This is a genomic window from Vibrio sp. CAU 1672, assembly GCF_029223195.1.
Classification (GTDB): Bacteria; Pseudomonadota; Gammaproteobacteria; order Enterobacterales; family Vibrionaceae; genus Vibrio.
Map to the genome: position 1 here is coordinate 112,874 of NZ_JARHUF010000005.1, position 24,769 is coordinate 137,642.

At 49.9% G+C, this 24,769-nt stretch carries 22 protein-coding genes; 10 read left to right on the plus strand and 12 right to left on the minus strand.

Annotated features, from left to right (window positions below; genetic code table 11):
- Positions 1-61 precede the first annotated feature (61 nt).
- Genes hpaE through hpaH form a run of 5 tightly spaced genes read right to left on the minus strand, consistent with a single transcriptional unit; the run spans position 62 to position 4,674 of the window.
- Positions 62-1,585 (minus strand): 5-carboxymethyl-2-hydroxymuconate semialdehyde dehydrogenase, encoded by a 1,524-nt coding sequence (hpaE, locus tag P2G85_RS06945; RefSeq protein WP_275863375.1) that lies wholly within the window; start codon positions 1,583-1,585, stop codon positions 62-64.
- 33 nt (positions 1,586-1,618) lie between these two features.
- A complete protein-coding gene (locus tag P2G85_RS06950) occupies positions 1,619-2,389 on the minus strand; it encodes a fumarylacetoacetate hydrolase family protein (RefSeq protein WP_275863376.1) in 771 nt (256 codons plus the stop codon).
- A complete protein-coding gene (locus P2G85_RS06955; protein WP_275863377.1) occupies positions 2,386-3,036 on the minus strand; it encodes a fumarylacetoacetate hydrolase family protein in 651 nt (216 codons plus the stop codon). The genes P2G85_RS06950 and P2G85_RS06955 overlap by 4 nt, the downstream gene beginning before the upstream one ends.
- Before the next feature lie 22 nt (positions 3,037-3,058).
- Complete coding sequence (gene hpaI, locus P2G85_RS06960) at positions 3,059-3,859, minus strand: 4-hydroxy-2-oxoheptanedioate aldolase (RefSeq protein ID WP_275863378.1); 801 nt, start codon at positions 3,857-3,859, stop codon at positions 3,059-3,061.
- 11 nt (positions 3,860-3,870) lie between these two features.
- Entirely contained in the window at positions 3,871-4,674 is an 804-nt protein-coding gene (hpaH, locus tag P2G85_RS06965) for a 2-oxo-hept-4-ene-1,7-dioate hydratase (protein ID WP_275863379.1), read from the minus strand.
- Between the two features lie 500 nt (positions 4,675-5,174).
- Between hpaH and P2G85_RS06970 the strand changes: the two genes are divergently transcribed.
- The 4 genes from P2G85_RS06970 to hpaR all read left to right on the plus strand — a co-directional run bounded on the left by P2G85_RS06970 (position 5,175) and on the right by hpaR (position 8,608).
- Positions 5,175-6,200 carry a TRAP transporter substrate-binding protein gene (locus tag P2G85_RS06970; RefSeq protein ID WP_275863380.1) on the plus strand — a complete coding sequence of 342 codons (1,026 nt, stop codon included), beginning with the start codon at positions 5,175-5,177 and terminating at the stop codon, positions 6,198-6,200.
- Between the two features lie 5 nt (positions 6,201-6,205).
- Complete coding sequence (locus P2G85_RS06975; protein WP_275863381.1) at positions 6,206-6,733, plus strand: TRAP transporter small permease subunit; 528 nt, start codon at positions 6,206-6,208, stop codon at positions 6,731-6,733.
- On the plus strand, positions 6,734-8,032 hold the full coding sequence (locus P2G85_RS06980; protein ID WP_275863382.1) for a TRAP transporter large permease: 1,299 nt from the start codon (positions 6,734-6,736) through the stop codon (positions 8,030-8,032).
- Between the two features lie 153 nt (positions 8,033-8,185).
- Positions 8,186-8,608: a homoprotocatechuate degradation operon regulator HpaR gene (gene hpaR, locus P2G85_RS06985; protein ID WP_275863383.1), complete on the plus strand. Its 423-nt coding sequence runs from the start codon at positions 8,186-8,188 to the stop codon at positions 8,606-8,608.
- Positions 8,609-8,657: 49 nt separating this feature from the next.
- On the opposite strand, the gene hpaC is transcribed toward hpaR, so the two are convergent.
- From hpaC to P2G85_RS07000, 3 genes are all read right to left on the minus strand, one after another.
- Positions 8,658-9,164, minus strand: coding sequence for a 4-hydroxyphenylacetate 3-monooxygenase, reductase component (gene hpaC / locus P2G85_RS06990; RefSeq protein ID WP_275863384.1), 507 nt, complete (start codon positions 9,162-9,164; stop codon positions 8,658-8,660).
- Between the two features lie 261 nt (positions 9,165-9,425).
- Entirely contained in the window at positions 9,426-10,880 is a 1,455-nt protein-coding gene (viaA, locus tag P2G85_RS06995; RefSeq protein ID WP_275863385.1) for an ATPase RavA stimulator ViaA, read from the minus strand.
- Between the two features lie 9 nt (positions 10,881-10,889).
- Positions 10,890-12,551, minus strand: a complete 1,662-nt coding sequence (locus tag P2G85_RS07000) for an ATPase RavA domain-containing protein (RefSeq protein WP_275863386.1) — start codon at positions 12,549-12,551, stop codon at positions 10,890-10,892.
- A gap of 281 nt (positions 12,552-12,832) precedes the next feature.
- Here P2G85_RS07000 and P2G85_RS07005 point away from each other — a divergent pair, with 281 nt between their 5' ends.
- The 5 genes from P2G85_RS07005 to P2G85_RS07025 all read left to right on the plus strand — a co-directional run bounded on the left by P2G85_RS07005 (position 12,833) and on the right by P2G85_RS07025 (position 17,706).
- On the plus strand, positions 12,833-13,348 hold the full coding sequence (locus P2G85_RS07005; RefSeq protein WP_275863387.1) for an NUDIX hydrolase: 516 nt from the start codon (positions 12,833-12,835) through the stop codon (positions 13,346-13,348).
- Between the two features lie 29 nt (positions 13,349-13,377).
- Positions 13,378-14,382 (plus strand): low-specificity L-threonine aldolase, encoded by a 1,005-nt coding sequence (ltaE, locus tag P2G85_RS07010; RefSeq protein ID WP_275863388.1) that lies wholly within the window; start codon positions 13,378-13,380, stop codon positions 14,380-14,382.
- Positions 14,383-14,480: 98 nt separating this feature from the next.
- Positions 14,481-14,795, plus strand: a complete 315-nt coding sequence (locus P2G85_RS07015; RefSeq protein ID WP_275863389.1) for a cytochrome c — start codon at positions 14,481-14,483, stop codon at positions 14,793-14,795.
- A gap of 274 nt (positions 14,796-15,069) precedes the next feature.
- The gene (gene yfcC, locus P2G85_RS07020; RefSeq protein ID WP_275863390.1) at positions 15,070-16,602 is read left to right on the plus strand and encodes a putative basic amino acid antiporter YfcC; all 1,533 of its coding nucleotides are present in this window, start codon (positions 15,070-15,072) and stop codon (positions 16,600-16,602) included.
- 108 nt (positions 16,603-16,710) lie between these two features.
- Positions 16,711-17,706, plus strand: coding sequence for a succinylglutamate desuccinylase/aspartoacylase family protein (locus tag P2G85_RS07025; RefSeq protein WP_275863391.1), 996 nt, complete (start codon positions 16,711-16,713; stop codon positions 17,704-17,706).
- A gap of 95 nt (positions 17,707-17,801) precedes the next feature.
- Here the strand turns inward: P2G85_RS07025 and P2G85_RS07030 are convergent, their stop codons facing one another.
- The gene (locus P2G85_RS07030; RefSeq protein WP_275863392.1) at positions 17,802-18,326 is read right to left on the minus strand and encodes a lipocalin family protein; all 525 of its coding nucleotides are present in this window, start codon (positions 18,324-18,326) and stop codon (positions 17,802-17,804) included.
- Between the two features lie 124 nt (positions 18,327-18,450).
- On the minus strand, positions 18,451-18,708 hold the full coding sequence (locus P2G85_RS07035; RefSeq protein ID WP_275863393.1) for a hypothetical protein: 258 nt from the start codon (positions 18,706-18,708) through the stop codon (positions 18,451-18,453).
- Between the two features lie 367 nt (positions 18,709-19,075).
- Here P2G85_RS07035 and P2G85_RS07040 point away from each other — a divergent pair, with 367 nt between their 5' ends.
- Positions 19,076-20,254, plus strand: coding sequence for a dicarboxylate/amino acid:cation symporter (locus P2G85_RS07040; protein ID WP_275863394.1), 1,179 nt, complete (start codon positions 19,076-19,078; stop codon positions 20,252-20,254).
- A 286-nt stretch (positions 20,255-20,540) separates the two neighbouring features.
- Here the strand turns inward: P2G85_RS07040 and P2G85_RS07045 are convergent, their stop codons facing one another.
- Complete coding sequence (locus P2G85_RS07045; protein WP_275863395.1) at positions 20,541-21,653, minus strand: NADH:flavin oxidoreductase; 1,113 nt, start codon at positions 21,651-21,653, stop codon at positions 20,541-20,543.
- A 56-nt stretch (positions 21,654-21,709) separates the two neighbouring features.
- The gene (locus P2G85_RS07050) at positions 21,710-24,769 is read right to left on the minus strand and encodes an SMC family ATPase (protein ID WP_275863396.1); all 3,060 of its coding nucleotides are present in this window, start codon (positions 24,767-24,769) and stop codon (positions 21,710-21,712) included.

The following is a 24,769-nucleotide window of genomic DNA, read 5'->3' on the forward strand; positions in this document are numbered from 1 at the left end:
GCCCTCCTTTTGCCACCGGACTCGCCAGCACCCCGGCGAGTCCGGTATTGATTTCACAACGTTACAGTTTGCCCAGTACCGGCACCGTGTGGGTGTCATGAGCAATACAGATGTTCTTGGTTTCCATATAGAAATCGAAACTCCAGTCGCCACCATCACGGCCAATGCCCGACATTTTCACCCCGCCGAATGGCGATGGCAGGTTGCGGTTGTTCTCAGAGTTCACCCAGATCATCCCGGCTTCCACTTTACTTGCCATACGCATTGCGCGGCCGGTATCGCTGGTCCAGATATAACCAGACAGGCCATAATCGGTATCGTTGGCGATTTGCAGCGCTTGCTCTTCAGTGTCAAACTCAATGCAAGTCAGTACCGGACCAAAGATTTCCTCTTTGGCAATACGCATCTGATTATCGGCGTCGGTAAACAGGGTTGGTGTCAGGTAATTGCCCGTCCCCAGTTCATCCAGGGCTTTACCGCCTGCCGCGATCGTCGCCCCATCTTCCAGTGCGGCATCCATATAACTCAGTACCTTGTTGTAGTGAGACTGATGAACCAGTGGGCCAACTTCGGTATCAGGATCAAGTGGATGGCCGACTTTCAGGCTCTCAACCCGTTGTTTTAACGCCTCGATAAACTTCGGCTTAATGCCCTTCTGGATCAACAGTCGGCTTGAGCTGGTACAACGCTGACCATTCAGGCTGTAAATCATAAACACCACAGCATCCAGTGCGCGCTCAAAGTTGGCATCATCAAATACGATAACCGGATTTTTACCGCCCAGTTCAAAGTGAACGCGCTTAAGCGTCGGCGCGCCCTGGGCCTGGATCATTGAGCCGGTTACCGTCTCACCGACAAATGCCACCGCTTTGATCGCTTTGTGCTCGGTGAGCGCTTTGCCCGCGACTTCACCAAACCCATTGACCATGTTCCACACCCCGGCTGGTAGCCCGGCTTCTTGTGCACACTCAGCCAGAATGGCCGCAGTTAACGGGCTGAACTCCGCTGGCTTGTGTACCACGGTACAGCCCGCAGCCAGTGCCGGTGCAATCTTCCAGGTAGACAGCATAAACGGTGTGTTCCACGGCGTGATCACCCCAACCGGGCCAATCGGCGTGCGCACGGTGTAGTTAGTATGGTTGTCCTGATGCAGTGACAAACCATTCTTGGCTTCCGGAGACTTATCGGCAAAGAAACGGAAGTTCGCCGCACCGCGGATCGCGGCTTGTTTCATGAATCGTAGTGGCTGGCCACAGTCCATCGATTCCACCAGCGCGATTTCTTCAGCTCGCTGCTCGATGATGTCAGCGAGTTTGTGCAGGATCTTTTTTCTTTCTGCGCCGGAGAGCTCTGCCCATGCCGGGAATGCATTTTGTGCAGCAACACATGCCCGGTCAATGTCAGCCGCCGTGCCTTTTACGACTTTACCTAGTGACGTGTTAGTGGTTGGTGTTAAGTTATCGAATGTTTCCCCTTCTGAGCCAAGCGTCCATTCACCGCCGATAAAGTGGCCCAGGGTATCATTGCGGTATTTCGCCAGATATTGCTCGGCCTGGGTTAAATTGAGATCTAGTTGTTGAGCCATGATTGTTTTCCTTTTCTTTCTTTATTCTGAGCATCAGTTACGCTGAGCATAAAAATCGTGTTCACAGAGTACCGGGTTTTCCAGCGATCCTATCCCCTCTATCGTGCAGGTCACCACATCGCCCGGCTGAATGTCTTTCAGCCCTTTGGGCGTGCCGGTCGCAATCAGGTCTCCCGGTTTTAAGGTCATAAAACGGCTTAGATACTCGACCAGAAACGGCACATCAAAAATCATGTCTGCGGTTGTACCCTGCTGGGTGAGCTCGCCATTCACACGCGTTTCCAGCTTAAGGTTATTTAAATCAGCAATGTCTTTTGTATCGACAATCCAGGGACCGATTGGGCACAGCGAATCACGGCTCTTAACCCGCAAATTAGGCCGGTAATAATTCTCAAGATAATCTCGGATGGCGTAGTCGTTACAGATGGTAAAACCACTGACGTAATCCAGCGCATCATCACGCGAAACGTTCCTGGCTTCTTTACCTATCACCGCCACCAGTTCGCACTCGTAATGCATAAACTCGATGTCATCCGGGCGGTAAGAGGGCTGGCCGTGCGCGGTTAAGGTATTGGTGCCTTTTAAAAACACCAACGGTTCTTTCGGTGGTTCAAAAGCCAGTTCAGTGGCATGATCGGCGTAGTTCAGGCCGAGCGCGAAAATCGTGCCCGGCTTTTCCACCGGACACAACCAGGTAAAGGTCCCCGGTTCAATCTTGTCCCCGGCAGGTGTCACTACGCTGCCATCTTCCTCGATGGTCACGGACAAAACCTCACCTAAATACTCAATACGTGCGTGTTTCATAGTGAACTCCCCTCGACCATATTTTCCAAACGCAATGCCTCACCCAATGTGGATGTCACTTTATCGTATGGCATGAGCGGAACACGTTCCCCCGCAAACCCTACCGCTATGATGTCCCCTTTTTCCAGGGTCATAATGTGTGAGATTTTATTGATCAACTGCTCAACCGAACGCGCCTGACGGTTCAAAGGAAACCCGCTTTTGACTATCCCGTTCACGGCTGTGATGAGCTCCAGGCTGGTCAGGTCTTCAATATCCGAACGCGGCACCGGTGCCGACAAAGTCGCAGAGCCATCCATGCACTTGCCCTTAATGTCCGGACGGTAATAACTGGTTTCTGGCAGAGAAAAGTCATGCAGCAGGGCATAACCTTCAACGTAATCCAGCGCCTCGGACTCCGACACCCGGCAACAGCGCTCGCCGATGATCACCGCCAGACTGGCCCCGACCACCAACTCGTTATCAGTATGCGGCCAGTGGATTGGCGCGTCATTTTGATTCCAGGTATTGTGGGGTTTGAAATAGAGCACGGGCTCTTGTGGCGCTTGTTTATACGGCGCCTGGCCAAACGTCTCCGAGAGGTTATCCAGTTGCTGCTGATCATTCAGAGCAACACAAACTACCTTTCCTTGTAATCTTGCATTCATAGTGGTTCCTGCGATTTGTAACCTAGTAAACGTTATCGACAACCGGGCTGTCAGCGTCTTGATTGTGTTTCAGCTGGTAGGCCAGACTTTCCGCCCCCAGACGAAGAATAAGGGTATCGACTCCCGCACCAATGAACTTAACGCCCTGTCTGGCGTACTGCTTTGCCTCTGCTGGATTGAGAGAAAGAATGCCCGGAGCCTTGCCGGCCGCTTTGATCACTTCAATCGCGTGATTAATGGCCGCAACTACTTCAGGATGGCCGGGATTGCCAATATGTCCCATCGAGCCGCACAGATCAGAAGGCCCGATAAAAATCCCGTCAATGCCCTCAACCGCCGCGATCTGCTCAATATTGTCGATGGCTTCTTTTGTTTCGACCTGGACGAGCACGCAGACATGGTCATTGGCGCGATGCAAATAATGTGGAATCCGGTTCCACTGTGACGCACGGGCTAAGGCACTACCAATCCCACGCGTCCCCAGAGGGGGATAAAAACAGGCCTGAACAACTTCACGCGCTTGCTGCGCGTCGTTGACCATCGGTATTAAAAGTGTTTGCGCACCGATATCAAGCAGGCGCTTAATCAAAGTCGGATTGCCGTCTTCAGCCCGGACAATCGGCGCCGCACTATGAGGAGCGAGTGCCTGTAAGTGATGTTTGATTTCGGTTAACCCAAAAGAGCCGTGTTCCCCGTCAATCAGTACCCAGTCAAACCCGGCGCTACCACAAATTTCGGCGCAGCTGGTATCCGGCAGACCCATCCACAGGCCCCACAAGGTGTCATCACTGTTCAGTCCTATCTTAAATCTGTTGCCAATCATCCTGCTGCTCCCTAGACAAATTTCACCGAGATACCGCCCAGTGGACCAAAGTCGGCGTGGATCGTGTCACCTTCTTTGACTGCCACCGGACGGGTGAAAGAACCCGCGAGAATAACCTGGCCGGGTTCAAGCGAGACACCATGGGGAGCAAAACGCTTACACACCCAGCATATGCCGTTAGCCGGATGGCCAAGTACACCCGCTGCCAGTCCGGTTTCCTCAATCTGGCCGTTGAGATAAAGCATTGCGCCGGCCCAGCGTAGATCAATTTCATTAGGCTTGATCGGTCTGCCGCCGAGGATAATGCCCGCATTCGCGGCATTGTCGGCAATCGTGTCATACACTTTGCGTTGGTAGCCGGTTTCCGGGTCGGTGCGATGGCAACGCGCCGCAATTAGTTCCAGCGCAGGTATCACATAATCGGTGGCATTAAGCACATCAAAAATGGTGATGTTTTCCCCTTCCAGCTTGTCCTTCAGGACAAACGCCAGCTCCACCTCAATCCGGGGATCGAGAAAATCTGCCACCTTGATCTGTGCGCCATCACTAAAGAACATATCATCTAAAAGGACACCATAATCCGGCTGATCAATGTTCACGGCCATCTGCATTGCCCGCGAAGTCAGGCCGATTTTGTACCCTTTCACCTCAGCGCCTTCCCGCTGTTTGCGGCTCACCCAGTTGTTCTGAATCCGATAAGCATCGTCCATCGTCATATCTGGATAATCGAGAGTAAGCGCTGCAATTTGCTGGCGGTTTTTCTCCGCTTTATACAGGCGCTCGGCTGCAACCTGGATTTGGTCTTCTGTTAACATGTCACTTCCTTTTGTGTCTAAACTGACTCTTTGGCCATTCCATCTGGCAAGCCGTGTCAAGTAATTTTCACTGACCAGACCCACACTTAATTAACATGTTAAATACTTTAGTTAATATGTTAATTAAAGTCCAATCGCCAATCTTGTATATATAAGCTCATGTTTTAAAAGAATATTAGTTCAAAATCGAATTAAACAGTTTGTTAGACTGTAAAATGATTGCAGGATTAATGTGGTTAAGCTCACGTAAAGTGACTACTTTTTCATCAAGCTAATTGTGTTCGCCCTCATCCACGAGTGTTTGTACACAAAGTCATTTTCGAATAATTGATCTAGTTAACATATTAAGCATTATCACTACATTTAATTAACATTACAGTGTCGATTTCATGAGCACTTAGTTAATATATTAAGTAATAAACATAACGACTCACTTTGTGGGCATTGCTCAGGGAAATCATCGAGCAAAACAATAAACCGTGAAACGAAAGGAAAATGTTATGCGAGTAACCAAAGTCGCCTCACTCACCACCGCTGCTCTACTGTTTTTGAACTCGTTTTCCGCCAACGCCGAGCCGGAAAAAATCATTAAAGTCAGTACCTGGGGCTCCCCCAACCATGGCATTAACAAAACAGTCTGGCCCACGTGGGGTCAGTGGATAGAAGAAGCCACTGAAGGACGTGTTGCGATCAAAGTAGAATATGATCTGGCGCCTCCTCATACTCAAATTGACGTTGTCACGGACGGCATCGGTGATGTCACCTGGATTTTCCATGGTCACAAGGCAGGTCGTTTCAAACTGACTCAATTACCTGAAATCCCAACCTTCTTAGAAGGGATGAGCTCTGAGCTGATGTCTCAGGCTTACTGGCGTACCTATGAAAAATACCTGCAAAAAGGGCGTGAGCACCGAGGCGTTGAAGTGATGGCACTGAGTGTGCACGGTCCCGGCCAGTTGATCACCAAAGGGCCGGTTAAATCGCTGCAAGCCATCGAAGGCAAAAAGCTGCGTGTTGGTGGTGGCGTAATCTCTGAAATAGCCAAAGACATGCAGGTTACTCCGGTGTTTATTCCGCCAACCAAAGTGTACGAATCCATCTCACAAGGTGTGGTTGAAGGCGCTTACCAGCCGGTTGAAGCACTCAGCTCCTTCCGACTTGCCGAGGTTGCCGACAACACTTTAGTGGTTCCCGGTGGTTTATACCGTGGCAGTTTTGCGATTGTCATGAACCGCGATGCCTTAGCTGACCTGTCAAAACAAGACCGTGAAGCGATCGAGAGTGTCTCGGGTGAAAAGCTCTCGCGCTTATTTGGCAAGATGTGGGATGACGCCGATGTCAGCGCCTACCAAGCGGCTGTCGAAGGCGGACATACCTTTACTCCGGCAACACCAAATATGATAGCCACTCTCAAAGAGTCCAGTGCTCCGCTACTGGATAACTGGTACAAAGTGGCGAAAAAGCGCAAGGTAGATGGGCCTGCTGCTTACAAATACTTCCATCAACAGCTTGAACAAGGATTGTAGTCATTATGAATGGTTTTAGTCTCGCTAAGACCATACGGCGAGGGCTGGAAACCCTCGCCGCCATCAGCCTACTACTCATGATGTTGATTACGTTTGTTGATGTGACTGGTCGTTATTTTTTCAACCACCCAATCATGGGCTCAACTGAGCTGATTGAAGTGCTGCTTGCGGTCATGGTGTTTATGGCGTTCCCGCTGGTGTCGTGGCAAGAAGAAAATATTTGTGTCGATTTGCTGGACAATTACTTTCCTGAAAAGTGGGTGAATATACGTCAAATTGTCATCAACCTGATCTGTTCGGGCTCACTCATTCTGGTCGCGCTGATGAACTGGAAGCTAGCCGGACGTTCGTTAGAGTACGAGGAAGTCACCGAGATCCTGGAAATGCCGCTCGGTTATGTCACTTATCTTATATCTATTACTGGTTTTATCGGTGGCCTGCTGACACTGCTCAATGCCATCGTCTATACCAAGAGTTGCTTTACTAACACGAAAGCACACGACTATCTTTCCACCAAAAACAAGGAGGCCTAAATGATTGAGTCAATAATTGGGTTTACGGTACTGATCATCATGGTACTCCTCAGGTTGCCGCTGGCCTTCGCGATGGGCGTGGTTGGCTTTATCGGCTTCTGGTACATCAATGACTATAACTGGACTGCCGCCATGTCGATGGCTGCAAGGCGTATCATCGATACCGGCCAGGATTACGGCCTGTCGGTGATCCCACTGTTTATTCTGATGGGCAACTTTGTTACCCGTGCAGGTTTGTCCAATGAACTGTACCGGGCATGCAATGCCTTTGTCGGCCACAAAAAAGGCGGCCTGTCGATGTCGACCATTCTGGCGTGTGGCGGGTTTTCAGCGATCTGTGGCTCTAGCCTGGCGACGTCCGCGACCATGTCTCAGGTGGCAATGCCGCCAATGCGCAAATATGGTTATTCTGACGCCCTTGCCGCCGCTTCGATTGCCGCGGGCGGTACGCTGGGTATTTTGATCCCGCCAAGTGTCATGTTGGTCATATACGGGCTGTTGACCGAAAGCAGTATCCGCGAGCTGTTTGCTGCCGGCTTTATCCCCGGATTGCTCGGCATCGCGCTTTATCTGGCGGCGGTGCAGTGGGTGGTCTTCCGCTCTCCGGACAGTGCTCCTCCCGGAGAAAGAGTTGCATGGAAAGATCGCTTTATCGCACTTAAAGGCATATTCTCGACCTTATTGTTGTTCGTCCTGGTCATGGGTGGCATCTATATCGGTGCATTTACCCCGACGGAAGCGGCCGGGATTGGTGCGACTGGCGCGTTTGCCCTCGCCGCCTACCGGCGCAAACTCAACTATCAGGTACTGCGCGAGATCCTGGTCGATACTGCCAAAACTTCCGCATCCTTATTTGCGGTGGTCATTTGTGCGCTGATCCTGTCAAATTTTATCAACCGGGCCGGGTTGCCGGTCGCATTGGTTGAGATGATCCAGGCAGCCAACGTCTCTCCAATGATGGCACTTGGGTTGATTCTGTTGGTCTACATCATTCTTGGCTGCGTATTTGAAAGTATGTCGATGATGCTGCTGACCGTGCCGATTTTCTTCCCGGTGGTGGTTGAACTCGGTTTTGATCCTATCTGGTTTGGTATCGTGGTCGTGGTCGTCACCGAAATCAGCTTAATTACGCCGCCGGTTGGCCTGAACGTATTTGTCCTTTCAGGTATCATCAAAGACATTAATACCGGTACCATCTTTAAAGGCGTGTTCCCGTTCTGGGTTGCAGATATGGTCCGCCTCGCCATCATCGTGCTGATGCCGGCACTGGTATTGTTTTTACCCAAGATGCTTTACTGAAACAAAAGAGCTTTCTGCCAGAAAGCTCTTTTTGGTTCCGGGAAATACTTATCCACAACAACTGTAGGGAAATTAATTAATAATCAATGAGATGACTTATTTTCCCTACTGATATAACTTGTATCACAATTACAACAAAATAAGGGGCTGCCTGTGACAAAGTATGAAGACTCATTACCTCTACAGTTAATCCGCGCCCGTGACGTGGCGATGGATTACTTTCGTCCGGTTCTTTCCGAAAATGACCTTACCGAACAACAATGGCGGGTGATGCGGGTACTCGATACCAAAGGCGAAATCGATTTCACCACCCTATCGCGAGAAACCTGCATCCTCAGCCCAAGCCTTACCGGCATTATCGGCCGACTGGAAAAACTCGGCTATGTTGAAAAAAGAAAATGCGCTCACGATGGCCGTAAATCTTATATTTACCTCACACCAAAAGCGCTGAATTTGGTTGAACGACTCAGACCACAAATTGAAGAGCAGTATGTCTCGCTGAAGCAATCCATTGGCGAAGACAAGTATCAACAACTCTCTGCACTTTTGAACGAACTTATTGACTCTAAAAAATAAAAACACTCACCATTGGTGAGTGTTTGTTGTCGCTATCCACCGCTAATTCTTAGGCTACTTGCGCGACTTCCACCTCTGCGGGCAGATGTTTAAACTGGCGGTCAAAATACATCAGTGCATCTTTATTTGTCGTCGTTATCGACTCAACTTCCACAAAAAATACCGTATGGGTACCGACTTCATTCATCAGGCAGATTCTGCCTTCCAGAGTCGCAAGTGCATCTTCTAAAACCGGTACCTGATGGGCGTTAAGGCTCCAACCCGGCAACTTGAATCTATCCGCCATTTCCAGGCCTGTCATACCAGCAAAGTGCATCGACATTTCCTGCTGTTCACTGGCACAAACATTCACGCACATTCTGCCGTTCGCCTTAAATATTTCATTTGAAGCACTATTTCGGTTAACGCATACCAAAACAGTCGCCGGACTATCGGTTACCGAACAAACCGCCGTTGCAGTGATCCCAACCGTGCCTGCCTCTCCGCCTGTGGTAATCACATTAACGGCGGCAGCCAGTTTGGACATCGCGTTTCTGAATTCTTGCTGTAGAGACATGGTATCTTCCTTTATCGCTGAACATTTACTGGCCTTCTTCGCTGAAAGCTCGTTGAGTAATGCTAGTGTCGTTCAAATTGATGTGGGAGAACATAGACATAACCCTCAATCGCTTGCACTTTTCGTAGGGTACAACCATAGACAGCAGATAAAGCCAGTTACAAAAACGGCCGCCAAGTGATTGGCGACCGTCATCAGTCAAAACTAGCAATTCATCATTGTACCGACGGCACCTGGTAAAGGGAAAACCGGGTCAGCAAATCAGGCATTTGAAACCCGCTTCAGCAACCGGCCCACCACATTCGGATGATACGACCAGGTGTGATCAAACATCGCCATCAACGCCGGGTTACCGTATTTGGATAAACTGATCGCGTGGAAACGGTTTTTTTTCACTTTGAGGCTGGCAACTTTCTCCAACACTTCTTCCGGCTGTTTCGGGGCAATAAAATCAGAAATCACCACCATATCGGCATTTTTATATTTGTCGCTGCCCATCAGGTCGATCGACTTGATGAGCACCGGCTCTAAATCGGTGCCGCCATGGAAGCTGTAACTGAGAAAGTCAGCCGCTTCACGCAAGCCGTCCTGCCTGGTCAGCTCATAAGTAATATGCTCACTGGAAAAAATGATGATGTAGCAATCACGTTGCTCAGCCAACGCAATTTGCATCAGCGCATAAGCCATCGCTTTAGCGCACTGCTCAGGAAAACCGCTCATCGAACCGGACGCGTCAACACAGACGATAAACGGCCCCTTATCAACATCCATCTGTTTGTTTTCCGGCCGGTGGGCTTTCACCTTTCTTAACGTGCGAGACTTGCCCTGGGTGCGATAATTCATCAGGCGTTTATCGACCAAATGCTTGTAGAACACCACTTCCAGTTCCGGATAGGCCAGAAACATCGTTTCATTGGGCAGCAGTTTGTTAAGATCGTCACTTTGATGGATACCGACAATATCATCGGTCGCTTCATCGCATTTTTCTTCAACCATCTGCAGCTCTTCAGCAGGTGCACGGTTGAGATCCGGATCATCCACCTGGCCCGCCATGCGGCCAAGTTGCTCGGCAATCTCTTGTAATCCCTTATGTTTTTTCAGGAACTCCGCATGGCGCTTCATGATGCTCAGATCCGTCTTACTCAATTTTGCCGATGCCATATCCCACAGGCGACCGACACTTGCCTCATCGCCCGATTCCGTCACCTTATCCATACTGCGCATGGTTTCCATACGCTGATAGAGATCCGCCAGCACTTTCTCTTTGTTAGCCTCAAGCTCCGTTAGTTGGGCCTGCTTAAGCGCCTCACTCAGACTCTGATACCACTGCTGACAAAAATAGTGAGGAAACATAGGGTTATCCAACCCTTTGTTTTTCTCTAACATGCTACGGGCCTGCATATAGAATGCCGAGTGCCACTCGAGCTTTTTCACCACCTCATCAATACGCGCAAAGAACTCATCTTCACTCCAGTAGATTACCTCTTGATACAACGTAAGTTCCTGCTGGAAACGCTCCGTTTCACACACTTTGGTGATGCGTTTTTTAACGCTGCCCTGCCATTTCAGCAGGTGGCTTTTAACTGAGGATTTTACGCCCCGGCTTTCGGCCATCAGCATGACTTGAGAACGCGCCATCAGATCATTTACCGCACTGTCAATGATACCGGAGTCGGCAATGGTCAGGGCCAGGTTAAGCCCGTCTGCACCTAGCATAGGGCCCCCTTAGGAGAAAAACTGATGTAAGTTTTTAAAGCGAAGAATGATTTTTTCACTCTCAGCCTGGATAGTTTCGAGCCGCTGGTTAACCTGCTGCAGGCTCGACTCCATCAGACGCGGCAACTCAGGATCAACAAAGCTATGTGGCAGAGCGCCATGGAAGTTGGCCCGGACCTTTCTCATATGATGCTCGGCCTCACTCAACTGGTTCACCGCTCGCTCAGCCTGCGCCAGCCATTTTTGATATAGCTCGACATCCAAGCCCTGCTGAGTAACCAGGCTGACCAACACACCGCGATTAGCAATATCACGAATGACTAAATTGTTAGCAGCGTCGACATCAAATCGCAGACGGCACATGTTGGTGTTGTGGTTGACGTAACCGTACACATCCCCCTTACCTTCTTTGATCACGCGATCCAGCTCATCCTTGGGTACATACACCCAGCGGCTATCGCCCTTCTCTGACTCCGACACCGACATGTTACTTTGCAGCAGCACCAGCTTAACCAGATTGACGGCGGCGCCGATTTTGTAGCTTTTCGCTTGTGAGGTATCAAAACCAAGGACTTCTTTGCGCAATAACCCGGTTGACGGCTCCGAAGTCAGTGTCATGCGGTATTGATCTTCAAGCTCATGCTGGACGTCCGTCAGCGATTCACGACAAAACTCAATTTCCTGCTCTGCCTCTTGCTGGTCAAACGCATATTTCAGCGCAAACTCCTGTATCACCTGACGCACTACGTCACGAGATTCCGGACTGTTCCAGAGGCAATCTTGCAACAGCAGCAGATCAAGCGGATTGATTTCATCACGGCCGTTAAAAAATGCGCTCGCCTTGAGCAACTTCACCGCTTTTTTCCAGCGGCGATCAGAGACATACATATCCGACAGCGCCGGATAACCGTAATCTGACTCTACTTTCGACTCCAGCATCGACTTAAGCTGGTAAAGTTTTTCAAAGGCATTGTCACTTAAGGTGAGTTTATCCAGCTGTTTCAACCACTGGTGATATTCATCATCGGTGATGGCGAGTCCCGGCGGGATTTGCGCTTCTTGTGGCGTTCCCACCGTCAGCATGGATTTGAAATTCTGCTTATTCTGGATCCGGTTAACGAACACCCGCACCAGCATCCGGTCATACAACGCATCCAGCCCGCTGTCTTCATCAGGTAATTCATTCGATGCCGAAATCAACAACCGCATTGGCACACGTTCAATATCACTGCCGTTTTTAAACGTTTTCTCGTTGACTACCGTCAACAGCGTATTAAGGATGGCAGGGCCGGCTTTCCAGATTTCGTCAAGAAAAACCACTTGCGCCGTAGGCAGGTAGCCGTCAGTCAGGCGTACGTAGCGGCCGTTGTCTTTCAACTCCTGGATGCTCAGGGGGCCAAACACCTCTTCCGGGGTGGAAAAGCGAGTCATCAGATACTCAAAATAACTACTGTGATCAAACGCCTGGATTAGGCGCTTGGCAATCAGGCTCTTCGCAATGCCCGGAGGTCCAAGCAGGAAGACACTCTCCCCGGACAGAGCAGCCAGCAAGCACAGTTTGATGGTGTGTTCGCGCTCATAGACACCGTCGGTCAACGCCTTGGCCAGTTTATTAATTCGTTCTGAAAGTAAGGCTTTTTCAGCGTTTGACACAAAGGAAGGTTGGCTCATACGTGCTCCGGCAACAGGACTGACAGTGTATGCAATCACCCACACTTTTGTTATGTGATTGTTACAAGTGAATTTTTCAGTGAATAGCTCTTATAGCAGAAGCCGTTCATTCTCATACTGCAGCAATCAAAGTTTGCAATTTTGAGACATCTATCACTGTATGTGCAATGCAACAAATTGCGTTGCTTTATTTTTTCTTTTGTTTGGCTGATTTTGTCGGTAATGTGCTATGACTTCATGGCCCCGAACGGGTCTTCAGTTTCGCCAGGAAACCACACCGTATGAGCAAAATAATCCATAAATGGAAAAACATTTCGTTAGTCGAAGAAGCGGTTATACTGCCCACCGGACAAGCCATTAGCCACACCACCATCCAGCATCCGGGAGCGGCGGTTATCTTACCGCTCACTGATGACGGGGAAATCGTACTGGTCAATCAGTTTCGTCCGTCGCTGAACAAATGGCTGCTTGAACTTCCGGCCGGCACGCGCGAAGCCAATGAAGATCCGCTGCATTGTGCACAGCGCGAGTTAGAAGAAGAAACCGGCTACACAGCTCAGGATTTCATCCCGTTAGGCCAGCTGACACCGCTGGCGGGCTTTTGTGATGAAATCCAGTACCTGTTTATCGCCAAACAACTGCAGCAGACCAATCGTCTGAGTTGTGATGACGACGAAGTGATAGAAGTGGTGACGTTGTCACCAAGTGAGCTTGAACAGAAAATTACTGACGGCTCAGTTACTGATGCCAAAACCATCGCCTGCCTGAGCAAAGCACGACTTTGCGGTTATCTGTAACCCTGGCGACAAATAAGGAGAGACAATAGATGGACTTTCGTTCAGACACCGTAACCCAACCCACTCTGGCGATGCGTCAGGCCATGATGAACGCGCCAGTCGGCGATGATGTTTACCGTGATGACCCTACCGTTAACGATTTAGAGCAGTTTGCGGCTGAACTGGCGGGATTTGAAGCGGCGCTATTTACCACATCAGGCACGCAGGCCAATTTACTTGGTCTGATGGCTCATTGTGAGCGGGGTGATGAGTACCTCTGCGGCCAGCAAGCGCATAATTATCGTTATGAAGCCGGTGGTGCGGCGGTTCTGGGGTCGATTCAACCCCAACCGGTGGAAAACAACCCTGACGGCACCCTGCCACTGGATAAACTAGAGGCCGCGATCAAACCAGACGATTGCCATTTTGCCAGAACCCGGTTACTGAGTTTAGAAAACACCATTAACGGTAAAGTACTGCCCCTGGCCTATCTCGCCCAGGCGCGCACGTTCACCCACAAACACGGTCTGCAACTCCACCTTGATGGCGCGAGGGTGTTTAATGCGGCCGTTGCCTTAGATGTACCAGTATCTGAAATCGGTCAGTATTTTGATTCAATGACAATTTGTCTCTCCAAAGGCCTGGGCGCGCCTGTCGGCTCACTGCTGCTGGGCAGCAAAGACTATATAGCCAAAGCCCGCCGTTTAAGAAAAATGGTCGGTGGTGGTATGCGTCAGGCCGGAATTCTGGCCGCCGCGGGCAAACTGGCTCTCACTGAGCAGGTGGCGCAACTGCAGCAAGACCACCATAACGCCAAAGCTCTGGCTCAAGGTCTGGCGAAATTACCAGGTATTTCAGTGAATCCCGATTTCGTCGAAACCAATATTGTGTTCGCCAAACTGGCCGAGCACATCGATATCCATGCCATAGCAGCGCAGCTCGAGCAAGACGACATTATCATCACGCCGGGCAATCCCGTTCGCTTTGTGACCCATAAAGATATTTCTCACCAGGACGTCAACGTCTTTCTCGCCAAGTTTGCCGACTTGCTATAATTCATTGGTTTAACATTGACTTTGATCATTGAGCTTCCCCTTGGGGGAAGCTTTATGGTTGACTCACACGGTTACTCTTAATTAATCATGGTTCTGGTATGCTGAGACCCTCAATACTGTTGCTTGCGCTTATTTCCGGTTCATCCCTTGCCGCCGCTTTCGGTGATGCCCAGCAAGGTAAAATCAAATCCCCGAGCTGTGGCTTCTGTCACGGCACTAATGGCATCGCCAGCAACAGCGAATATCCCAATTTGGCCGGACAAGATCCTCAGTATTTGTTTAATGCGATGAAAGCATATAAAAACGATCAAAGAACAGGCCCTTTAGCAGAGATGATGAAAGCCCAGTTAAGCCGGTTGAATGACGATGACCTGCGTGATGTCGCGGCCTTTTACGCCGAACAGGCAAAATAACATATAACCCATTTCTGATTACTCCCAGTCTGGCTAAACTCTCTCTATGTAGTGTGTGTAACCGCATGATATTGGTGTAGCCATTAGTCAGACAAATACCCTCCAAGCAAACCACTCATAGCAGTTTATTAATTCAAGTTATGAGTAAAAACCGGGCGTATACGCCACAGATCAAATATTGACTGAATTTTTAACATGAAAACGCTCCAATTATTGACTTTATATTCTAACTTTATGATATTTCATGTTTTATAACTCATACGTGAAATAAATTATGTCACATACACACGCGCAAGCTGTTGATTCAGCAGTCACCAAGCGCTCATGGCAGATGCCTGATACCCTGATCCTGATATTGACGGTCGGGATTATTGCAGCACTACTTACCTACCTGATCCCTGCTGGCCATTTTGACAGCCAGGACATCACTTACATGGTCGATGGCGCGGAAAAAACCCGTACCGTTATCGACCCGACTTCTTTTACTTATGCAACCGATGATAACGGTGATTTGGTGTACAACCGGATTGGCCTGTTTGCCTCTGGTGGTGGCATTGGTTTGATGAACTTCCCATTTGAAGGTTTGGTATCCGGCTCCAAATGGGGCAGCGCGATTGGCGTGATCATGTTCATGCTGGTGATCGGCGGTGCTTTCGGTGTGGTTATGCGTACCGGCACGATTGATAACGGGATCCTGCGCCTGATTGACAAAACCAAGGGCAGCGAGTCGCTGTTTATTCCTGTGCTGTTTTTGTTGTTCTCTTTGGGCGGTGCCGTGTTCGGCATGGGTGAGGAAGCGATCGCATTTGCGATTATTATTGCCCCGTTGATGGTTCGCCTGGGTTATGACGGTATCACCACCGTCATGGTGACCTACATTGCCACCCAAATTGGTTTTGCTACCTCGTGGATGAACCCTTTCTCAGTTGCCATCGCGCAGGGTATTGCCGGGATCCCGGTACTATCGGGCATGACCGTTCGTATGGGCCTTTGGCTTGGCTTTACGCTGATTGGCACCGCCTTCACCATGATTTATGCGGCACGTGTAAAAGCCAACCCTAAAACGTCATACAGCTACCGAACCGATGAACACTTCCGTAACCTAAGCACTGATGAGCATACATCACGCTGGGGCTTGGGTGACACACTGGTGATTATGACCGTGATCGCGACTGCGGTTTGGGTTGTTTGGGGGGTCGTTGCACAAGCGTGGTACATTCCTGAAATTGCATCTCAGTTTTTCACCATGGGATTTGTGGTAGCGATCATCGGTACCCTGTTCCGCCTGAATGGTATGACTCTCAACTGCGCGGCCGATGCGTTTAAGGAAGGGGCATCCGTCATGCTCGCGCCTGCACTGCTGGTTGGCTGTGCCAAAGGGGTTTTACTCCTTCTGGGTGGCGGCAATACCGGTGAGGCAAGCGTACTGAACTCGATTCTGAACAGCGCCGGCAGTCTGATCAGCGGCCTGCCGGATGTAATGGCAGCGTGGCTGATGTACGTATTCCAGTCCATCTTCAACTTCTTTGTTACATCTGGCTCTGGTCAGGCCGCGCTGACGATGCCACTGTTATCACCACTGGCTGATATTGCCGGCGTTACCCGTCAGGTCGCCGTGTTGGCGTTCCAGCTTGGTGATGGCTTCACTAACGTAATTGTGCCTACCTCTGCTCCGCTGATGGCAACACTGGGTGTGTGTCGAATCGACTGGGGCGACTGGGCAAAATTCTGCTGGCGATTCATGTTGCTGCTCTTTATCCTATCCAGCTTCGTCGTGATTGCCGCCCACCTGATGGGTTTCGCTTAAGCGAGTGATGAATGATATTAAGGCGGGAAAAATTCTCGCCTTTTCTTTATGACACAATACAGCTGAAAACGTATAAACATCTGTAAGTAGTTCGGAGTAACAACATTAATGACAATGCAATACTTGGATGATGTAATTCAAGGTCAACCGGTGATCCAATCTTTGGATGTGGACGCTCTGCCCGCCGGTGAGCACAAGTTTTGGTTTCGCGTCGCGACGAATGCGCTTGGCCAGTGGCAACACTTACCGGTGAGCATTTTTAAAGGCGCTAAACCCGGTAAAAAAGTGATGATTACCGCGGGTGTCCACGGTGATGAGTACAATGGTGTCCTCAGCGCACAGAAAATGGCGCGTATATTACAAGGCCGTGAAATTGCGGGGACGGTTATCATCGTGCCAACCATCAACATGACCGGCATGCTAAACCACAGCCGTGATTTTTATTCTTCCGACCCCGATTGTTCACCGGCGAACTTAAACCGTTTCTTCCCCGGCGACGCAGACGGTAACGAAGCGAATCGTTACTTGCACACCATCTGGACGCAACTGCTCAAACCGAATGCTGACGTGGCGATCGATCTGCATACCCAGACCAGTGGCACAGTTTATCCGCTGTACGTGTTTGCAGATTTCCGCATTGAACCTTCACTGGAAATGGCACGACGGGTTAATCCCGATGTGATCCTCGATGATCCGGGTGATGCCGGTGTGCTGGAAACCGTCTGGAATCAGGCCGGGATTCCAAGTATTACCATAGAAGTGGGAATGGGCCGATACACTGAGCTTGAGCTGGTTGAACGCACGGTCAATGGAATTGTCAACATCCTCACCCATTATCATATCCTGTCAGGCGCACCGGAGCCGATCTCGCCCTGCCTTGAAGGCAGCCGGATCATCAGCATTCGGGCTAAAAGCGGCGGCTTTATACTTCCGCAGGTCGAGATGTTACAGCGTGTTGAGCCGGGTCAGTTACTGGCCATTCAGTACGACAGCTTTGGTGATGAGCTCTACCGTTATACCGCCCCCGAAGAAGGTACCGTGCTGAGTTATAATATCGAGTCAATGAGGGCTCCGGGTTCACTGGTGGTGCGCCTGATCAAGTAACCCTGTAGCATAAAGGCCTCAGAGTAACCGTGAGGCCTTTTCAGTGGTGCAGTCAACCGGAACCTTTTCAGTGGTGCAGTCAACCGGAAGAGGTACTACGGTTGCGCTTGCTCGACCATGATTAAACTCGTCAGGTCAAATCCCTTCTCTGTTGCAACCGCCTTAAAGCGCTCAAGCAAAGCCGGGGCTACTTGTGGTGTCCTCGACAACAGCCACAGATAATCATGATTGTAGCCAGACACAAAGGCGTAGTCGTACTCTTCGCCAAGTTCAAAAATGACATAAGACGAATAGAAAGGACCAAAAAACGACACTTTCAGGTGGCCGGTACTTTCACCGGCAACAAAATGAGCTTTTCCTTCCGCTTGTGACCATTGTTGCTCCTCCTCGGAATAACCCCGGTTCAGCACCTTAATACCCCCGTCAGGCAACGGCTGATATACGGCAGAAACCTGCGATAAGCCGCGCTCAAAGGAGTGATCAAGGCGTGCGATTTCATACCACTTGCCCAGATAGGGAGACAGTTCGAAGTTTTCAACGGGTTCCACTGAGTCTGGTTTAGCCGTACAGCCCACCAACATCAGTACACTCAAAGCCAGGAATAAATTGAACGTTTTCATATCGCACCTTTCATGGTTATCTGGCTGATTTTACCAATAATAATCGAAAAAGGATCACTGTGTCGACCTATCTTGCTTCCGCTAGCCTTGATGCCAAATCCATTACAACACCGGATTAACCAACTCAGTTGGCGATATCACTGGTCTGCTGCTTCGATTGCCAGAGTTCGAGAAAATACTGACCGTAAACCACTTCGGTTTGTAGGTGCATCAACAGCAATGCCAGTAACATACCCCAGTTAAACCAGCGATTGACCCTGGTCCTGACCCTGACATCAAATACTCCAATTTGAATCGCTACCAGCGCAAACGGGTAACCAATCAATAAAATTAGCAGCCACCCCAGATAGCTCGACATGGCCATTTCTTCTTGTCCAATCATCCCGCCCCACCCACAGCTCCGATCTCATAAGCATAATCTAACACTATTGATGCCCGGCAATGATTGAGTGGTGTGATATTGCGACGCATCTATTATCAGCGCCAGTGATTGTACTCCGTAACACTGACATTCCGAGCGAATACATAGGCCAGTACACAACCATTACTGCCAAACTTACTAAAATTTTTCAGTATGACTTCAAAAATAATGACATCTCATCATGAAAATGCTAAATATGGCTTACGGTTTAAAATAATACTCCAGATTATTACATCATTAAAAAACATAATGCCAACAAGTGCATATCAATGAACAATTAAAATATTCTGGTTTAACCGTTACCAAACACACATCAGGAAATAACTTAATGAAATTAATACTGAAATTAATTGCCGGTATTGTCGCCGGTATTTTGCTTGGTTTTTTTGCCCCCGACAGTGTGATTCGCATTCTGCTGACCGTTAAATTGCTTGGTGGCCAGCTGATCGGGTTTACCATTCCACTGATCATTCTGTTTTACATTACCAGCGGCATTGCCAGCCTGCCGAAAAACTCCGGCGACCTGTTAGGTAAAACGGTTGCACTCTCTTATGGTTCAACAGTGATTGCCGGCAGCCTGGCGTTTATTGTCGCCAGCTCCGTGATCGCCGGTCTACCGGCACCGGAACAAGCCGCAGCCGATGCCGGCGCAAAGCTGACAAGCCTGATCCATTTAGAAATCCCACCAATGTTCGGTGTAATGACCGCGCTGGCAACGGCCTTTTTATTTGGCTTGGGGATCAGTATCACCAACAGTCTCCGCCTGAAAGAAATCGCCGATGATGGCCGCAGTATCATTGATCTGCTGCTCTCGAAAGTAATCATTCCCATGCTGCCGTTCTATATTTCGGGTATCTTTGCTGAAATGGCGGCAGAAGGCACGGTATTTACTACCTTAAAAACCTTCGGCGTGGTACTGGCTCTGGCTGTCCTGATGCACTGGCTATGGATCACCGTTCAATATACGATTACCGGCCTGGCTCTGGGTCTTTCCCCGCTAAAACTGATCAAAAACATGCTGCCAGCGTATTTTACCGCCGTCGGCACCATGTCTTCTGCCGCAACGATCCCTGTGACTTTGCGTCAAACCAAAGACAATGGGGTGGACGAATCCATTGCGAATTTTACTATTCCGCTATGCGCAACCATCCACCTGTCAGGTTCAACCATTACTCTGGTTACCTGTTCAACCGCAGTGATGGCACTCAGCCAACATATTGCGCTGCCTTCTTTGCTTGAAATGCTGCCTTTCATCATGATGTTAGGTATCACCATGATTGCCGCGCCGGGCGCGCCGGGCGGTGGCGTAATGGCCGCGCTAGGACTAATGGCTTCCATGCTTGGTTTTGGCGAAGCTGAACTGGCTCTGATGATTGCCCTGTATATGGCGCAAGACAGCTTTGGTACCGCCTGTAACATCACCGGTGACGGTGCGATTTCACTATGGGTAAACAAGTTTGCGAACAAGCAACCTGCCCCGGCCTGTTCATCACAGCAAGCTGGTTAATAATATAAATACTCAACGGCGAAAGAAATCAAGCCCGTCATCACGACATATAACCGGCACAGATACATAGTGTTTGTGCTGGCTTCTTCTCTCCTGTTTTGATCATCAAGCCACCTCTCTCGAGGTGTTTTTTTTGTCCGCGATTTCACCCGGTAACACGCAAAACCCAATGCCTATGGCCTCTCCTTGCGCTGAACCAGACCGGCCTATAACTTCACCCAGGAGAAAAAAAGAGTAAGCCGTGACTGACTTACTCATTAGGAAACCGTGACAGGTGGTGGCAGGTTTACACGCTCGCTAACTGCGATTTTCGTTCCCTATTTACAACACAGAAGTTGCCACGCTTTGTGCGACATTTTGAGCATCTTTCGCACTCCACCGGTGCTCTGTCACCTTCTTGCCAGCGCCTGATCAAATGCGGCTCAGACAATAACGGTCTTGAGAGAGCAAAATATTGAATATTGGTGGTATTAGCGATCTGTTCTATCGCATCGATATCCGTTAACCCGCCCACGGTAATCACCGGAACGTCAACTTCCTGGCTGATAACATTTCCGTACTCATGGAAATAGCCCTCTTCCTGAATAGTATGGCCGTCAAACGATTCACCGATCATCGAATCGGCTTTGCCATGGATATTGCCCGAAATAATAATCGCATCCACACCAATCGCTTGTAATTTCTGACAGATGAGCCGGGTTTCGTCGAAAGTTAACCCACCCTCAAAAAACTCTGACGCCGTCAGTTTCACTAAGATCGGAAACGCATCACCAACCAGCTTTCTGGTCGCAGCATAGATCTCTAACAGGAAGCGCATACGATTGTCTAAACTACCGCCGTATTCATCTTCCCGCCGGTTGTAATACGGGCTTAAAAACTGATTGATCAGGTATGTATGGGCGGCGTGGATTTCCACCCCGTCAAACCCGGATTGCTGCGCCCTTCGGCTGGCCTGGGCAAAGGCATCAACAATGTAATCAATTTCTTGCTTGGTCATCGCTTTGCCTAATGTTTGTGTGCCTCTTTCGCACACTTCACTTGGCGCATAAATCACCCTTTCACCGACATTGTAGGTAGTTTTAGTCCCACCGTAGGCCAGTTGCATGACAACTTTAGAGCCATAACGATGGACTAACTCGGTCAGCTTTTTGTATTCTTCAACAAACGAGTCATTGTACATGCCCATCATACCGGCATTGGGTTTCTCTTCTGCTACTATATTGGCGTAACCGGTTACGATCAGGCCGACTTCGCCTTTAGCGAGCTCTTCATAAATACGGTACAACTTATCCGTCATATGGCCATCTTCAGTCGCCATATTTTCCCACGTGGCGCTTCTCATAAAACGGTTTTTTAATACCATGTCGCCAATGCGGGTTTGTGTAAACAAAGTGCTCAAGTCCAATCCTCGTAATTATCGTTATCTATTGTTCAGTTTTCTTCAGGGGACAAGCCCTACACCACCGGGTCAGCCAGCAGTGAGCGGACTCTGACCGTCGAACCCAACCTTGATGGCTCAACATCAATCCGTGCCGCCATCTGTTCTTTCAGCTCAGACACATGGGAAATCACCCCAATCATGCGCCCGGTCTGTTGCAGATCGATCAAGGTCTGGATCGCGAGATCGAGTGATTCCGGATCTAAACTGCCAAAACCTTCATCGATGAACAGCGTATCGAGACGGATACCGCCACTGTATGACTGCACCACATCAGAAAGCCCCAACGCCATTGCCAACGCAGCCATGAACGATTCTCCCCCGGATAAAGTGGCCACATCACGCATTTTGCCGCTGTAGCTGTCTTCCACCACCAGATCCAGGCCGCGACCCGCCGCCCCTTTAAAGCCATCGGTTTTGCGCGCTAACAGATAGCGGCCTTTACTCATAAGACTGAGACGCTGTGACGCCTGGATCAGTACATCATCCAGAAGTACACCGAGAACAAAACGGTGCAGACTGACGCGGCTGCCGGTTTTGCCGCTTGCCACATCATACAAGGTGCCATACACCTGATACTCCTGCTCAAGCTTGGCGTTTTTGTCATGCAACTGAGCGATATCCCGGCTGACTTTTTCCAGTCGCTCGAACATCGAGCGTATGCCATCCAGCTGGGTGCGTTTTTCTGTGTACACTGCCTGGCACGTGTTTAGGTTCGCGTTAAGCTCATCTAAATCCGGCTTTTCAGCGTCTTGCAATGCATGCTGCAGATCAGTAAACGTCTGCTGCAACTTCACCAGAGCGTGCTGGTAGGCTTCGATCTCTTGCTGTAATGCCTGAATTTGCTGCGCAGTACGCTGACTACCTAAGTACTGCTGCTCATCGGCAAAATGGCTGCTTTCCAGTGCGTTCTGCCAGTCCGACTGCGCAATATGGTGTTTTTCTTCCGCCGCAGTAAGCAGCTGCTGGTTGGTCGCCAGTTGGCTCTGAACGTTAGCATGCACCAGTGTTGCTTGTTGCAACAGGGCTTGTGTGCTTTCCTGCGCTTTTTGTAACGCGTCCGCACTGTGTTTGATGTTAGCGATCTCTGTCTCTACCGCGCTCAAGGTCGGGTACTGCTGATCAAGAGAGGCGTTCAACGCGGTTAATTGTTGCTGATTAGCATCCAGCAGGGAGACATTGGCCGCCATTTGGTTTTGCAGTTCGCAGATTTTGCTCTCACCGCGTTCACAGCGCTGATTCAGTTCCGCTACCGACAGCTCCATCTTAGCCAGGTCCACCCCTGACAGCTGTTGCAGACGAGCGGTAAGTGCCTGCAAATCTTGTTCAACCTGCGCAGGTAAAACCGATGCCTTCTCCCCTAACTCCTCAGTAAACAGCTCTAACTGGCGCTGCGTTTGCGTGACCAGCGCGCTGTGCTGGTCAAACTGATTCGAGGCATGATTCAGTTCCTGCTGGGCCTGTCGTTCGCTTTCCCTGGCTGCCTGAACCTGCTGTTTACTCACTTGTTGATCAACAAACTGCGCCGGTGCCGGATGCTCACTACTACCACACACCGGGCACGCCTCCCCGGCCTGCAATTTTTGCGCTAAAAGCGCTGCCTGACCACTGTGCCAGTGCATTTCCTGCTCGTCCGCGACCTTTCTTGCGCGCTCATAAGCCTGCTTCGCTTTAGCTACCCGCTCCTTTTTGCCTGATGTGGCGGCCGTCAGTTGCGACAGCTCATCTTTGAGGCCTTTCAGTCTGGTCAGATCGCGACTCAAACGCTGTAAACGTGAAATGTCAGCTTCGACCTGGCCAGTCTGTGCCACCTCTAAGCGCGCGTTATCCAACGCCTTTTGTCCTGACTGTGCCTCTTGCGTCAGTTTTTCTTTATGCGCAAGGTAATTAGCTAACGTCTGCTCGTCTTGCTTTTTCTGCAACTGGCCATTGTGCAGTTTGCTTTCCAGCGCTTCTTTTTCCACCAAGCGGGTCTTGATGGTTTCCAGCCGGTACTGGGTTTCCGTCAGAGCAGGAATGCCCTCAGCCTTGGTTTTGGCCTCATCAAATGCCTGTTGCTTAATCTGCAAATCGCGGTCTGTAGTCTGCTGCTGTTGCTCCAGCGTAATAATTGTCTGCCTGAACTCGTTGACCTGCTTGCCAGCATTGACCCAATTGGCGTACGGCAGTTCGATTTTCGCCGCACTGCCGGCGCTCTCAAGCTGAGTTTGCTGTTGTTGTACCTGTTCTCGCTTTGCATCATGCTGTTGCAGTGCCGCTTGTGCCTGGGCCAACTTGGCAAACTCGTTATTAAGTGCCTCCGCCTTTTGCAGCTCCGCCTTGGCCTGATTCAACTTTGTCAGAGCTTGCTGCTCAGCCTGCTGGGCGGCGGCCAGTTCTACTGCCTGACTTTCCCGCTGCTGATTCAGCTCCAGCTCAGAACCGGCTTCTGCCACTTGCAGCGCACCGCGGATCTGATTATCGAAGTCATTTTTTGCTTTGCTGATCGCGCTGGCTTTATCTTTCAGCGCGAACTCAATTTTCTTATAAATATCGGTCTGGAATAACTGGCCGAAAATCTCTTCACGTTCTTTTGAGCTCGCCAGTAACAGCTCCCGGAATTTTCCCTGAGGCAACACCATCACCTGACGAAACTGGGTTTCGTTCAAACCGATGATCGCCGTGATTTCCGTTTTAACCTGGGTGGTTTTGCTGGTGATGAGTTTCTCTTCAGCGGTGATCTCATAAAGCGCGGCAGTGTGCTTACGCACGGTCATACCTTCCCCCCGCGCTTTCGGTGCCGACTGTTCCGGGGCACGAGTAACCCGGTATGTTTTGTCGTGCAGAGAGAACTCAAGAATTATTTCGGTTAATAAATCCGCTGGAGCAAGATCACAGCGCATTTGCATACCCTGGCGCTCATTACCGGTGGTTTCACCATAGAGGGCAAAACAAATCGCATCCAGAATCGAGGTTTTACCCGATCCGGTTGGGCCGTTGATCAAAAATAATGGGTTCTGGCCCAGTTTTTCAAACTCAATCACTTCGGTTTTAGCAAAAGGACCGAACGCCTGCATTGTCAGTTTAATTGGTTTCAT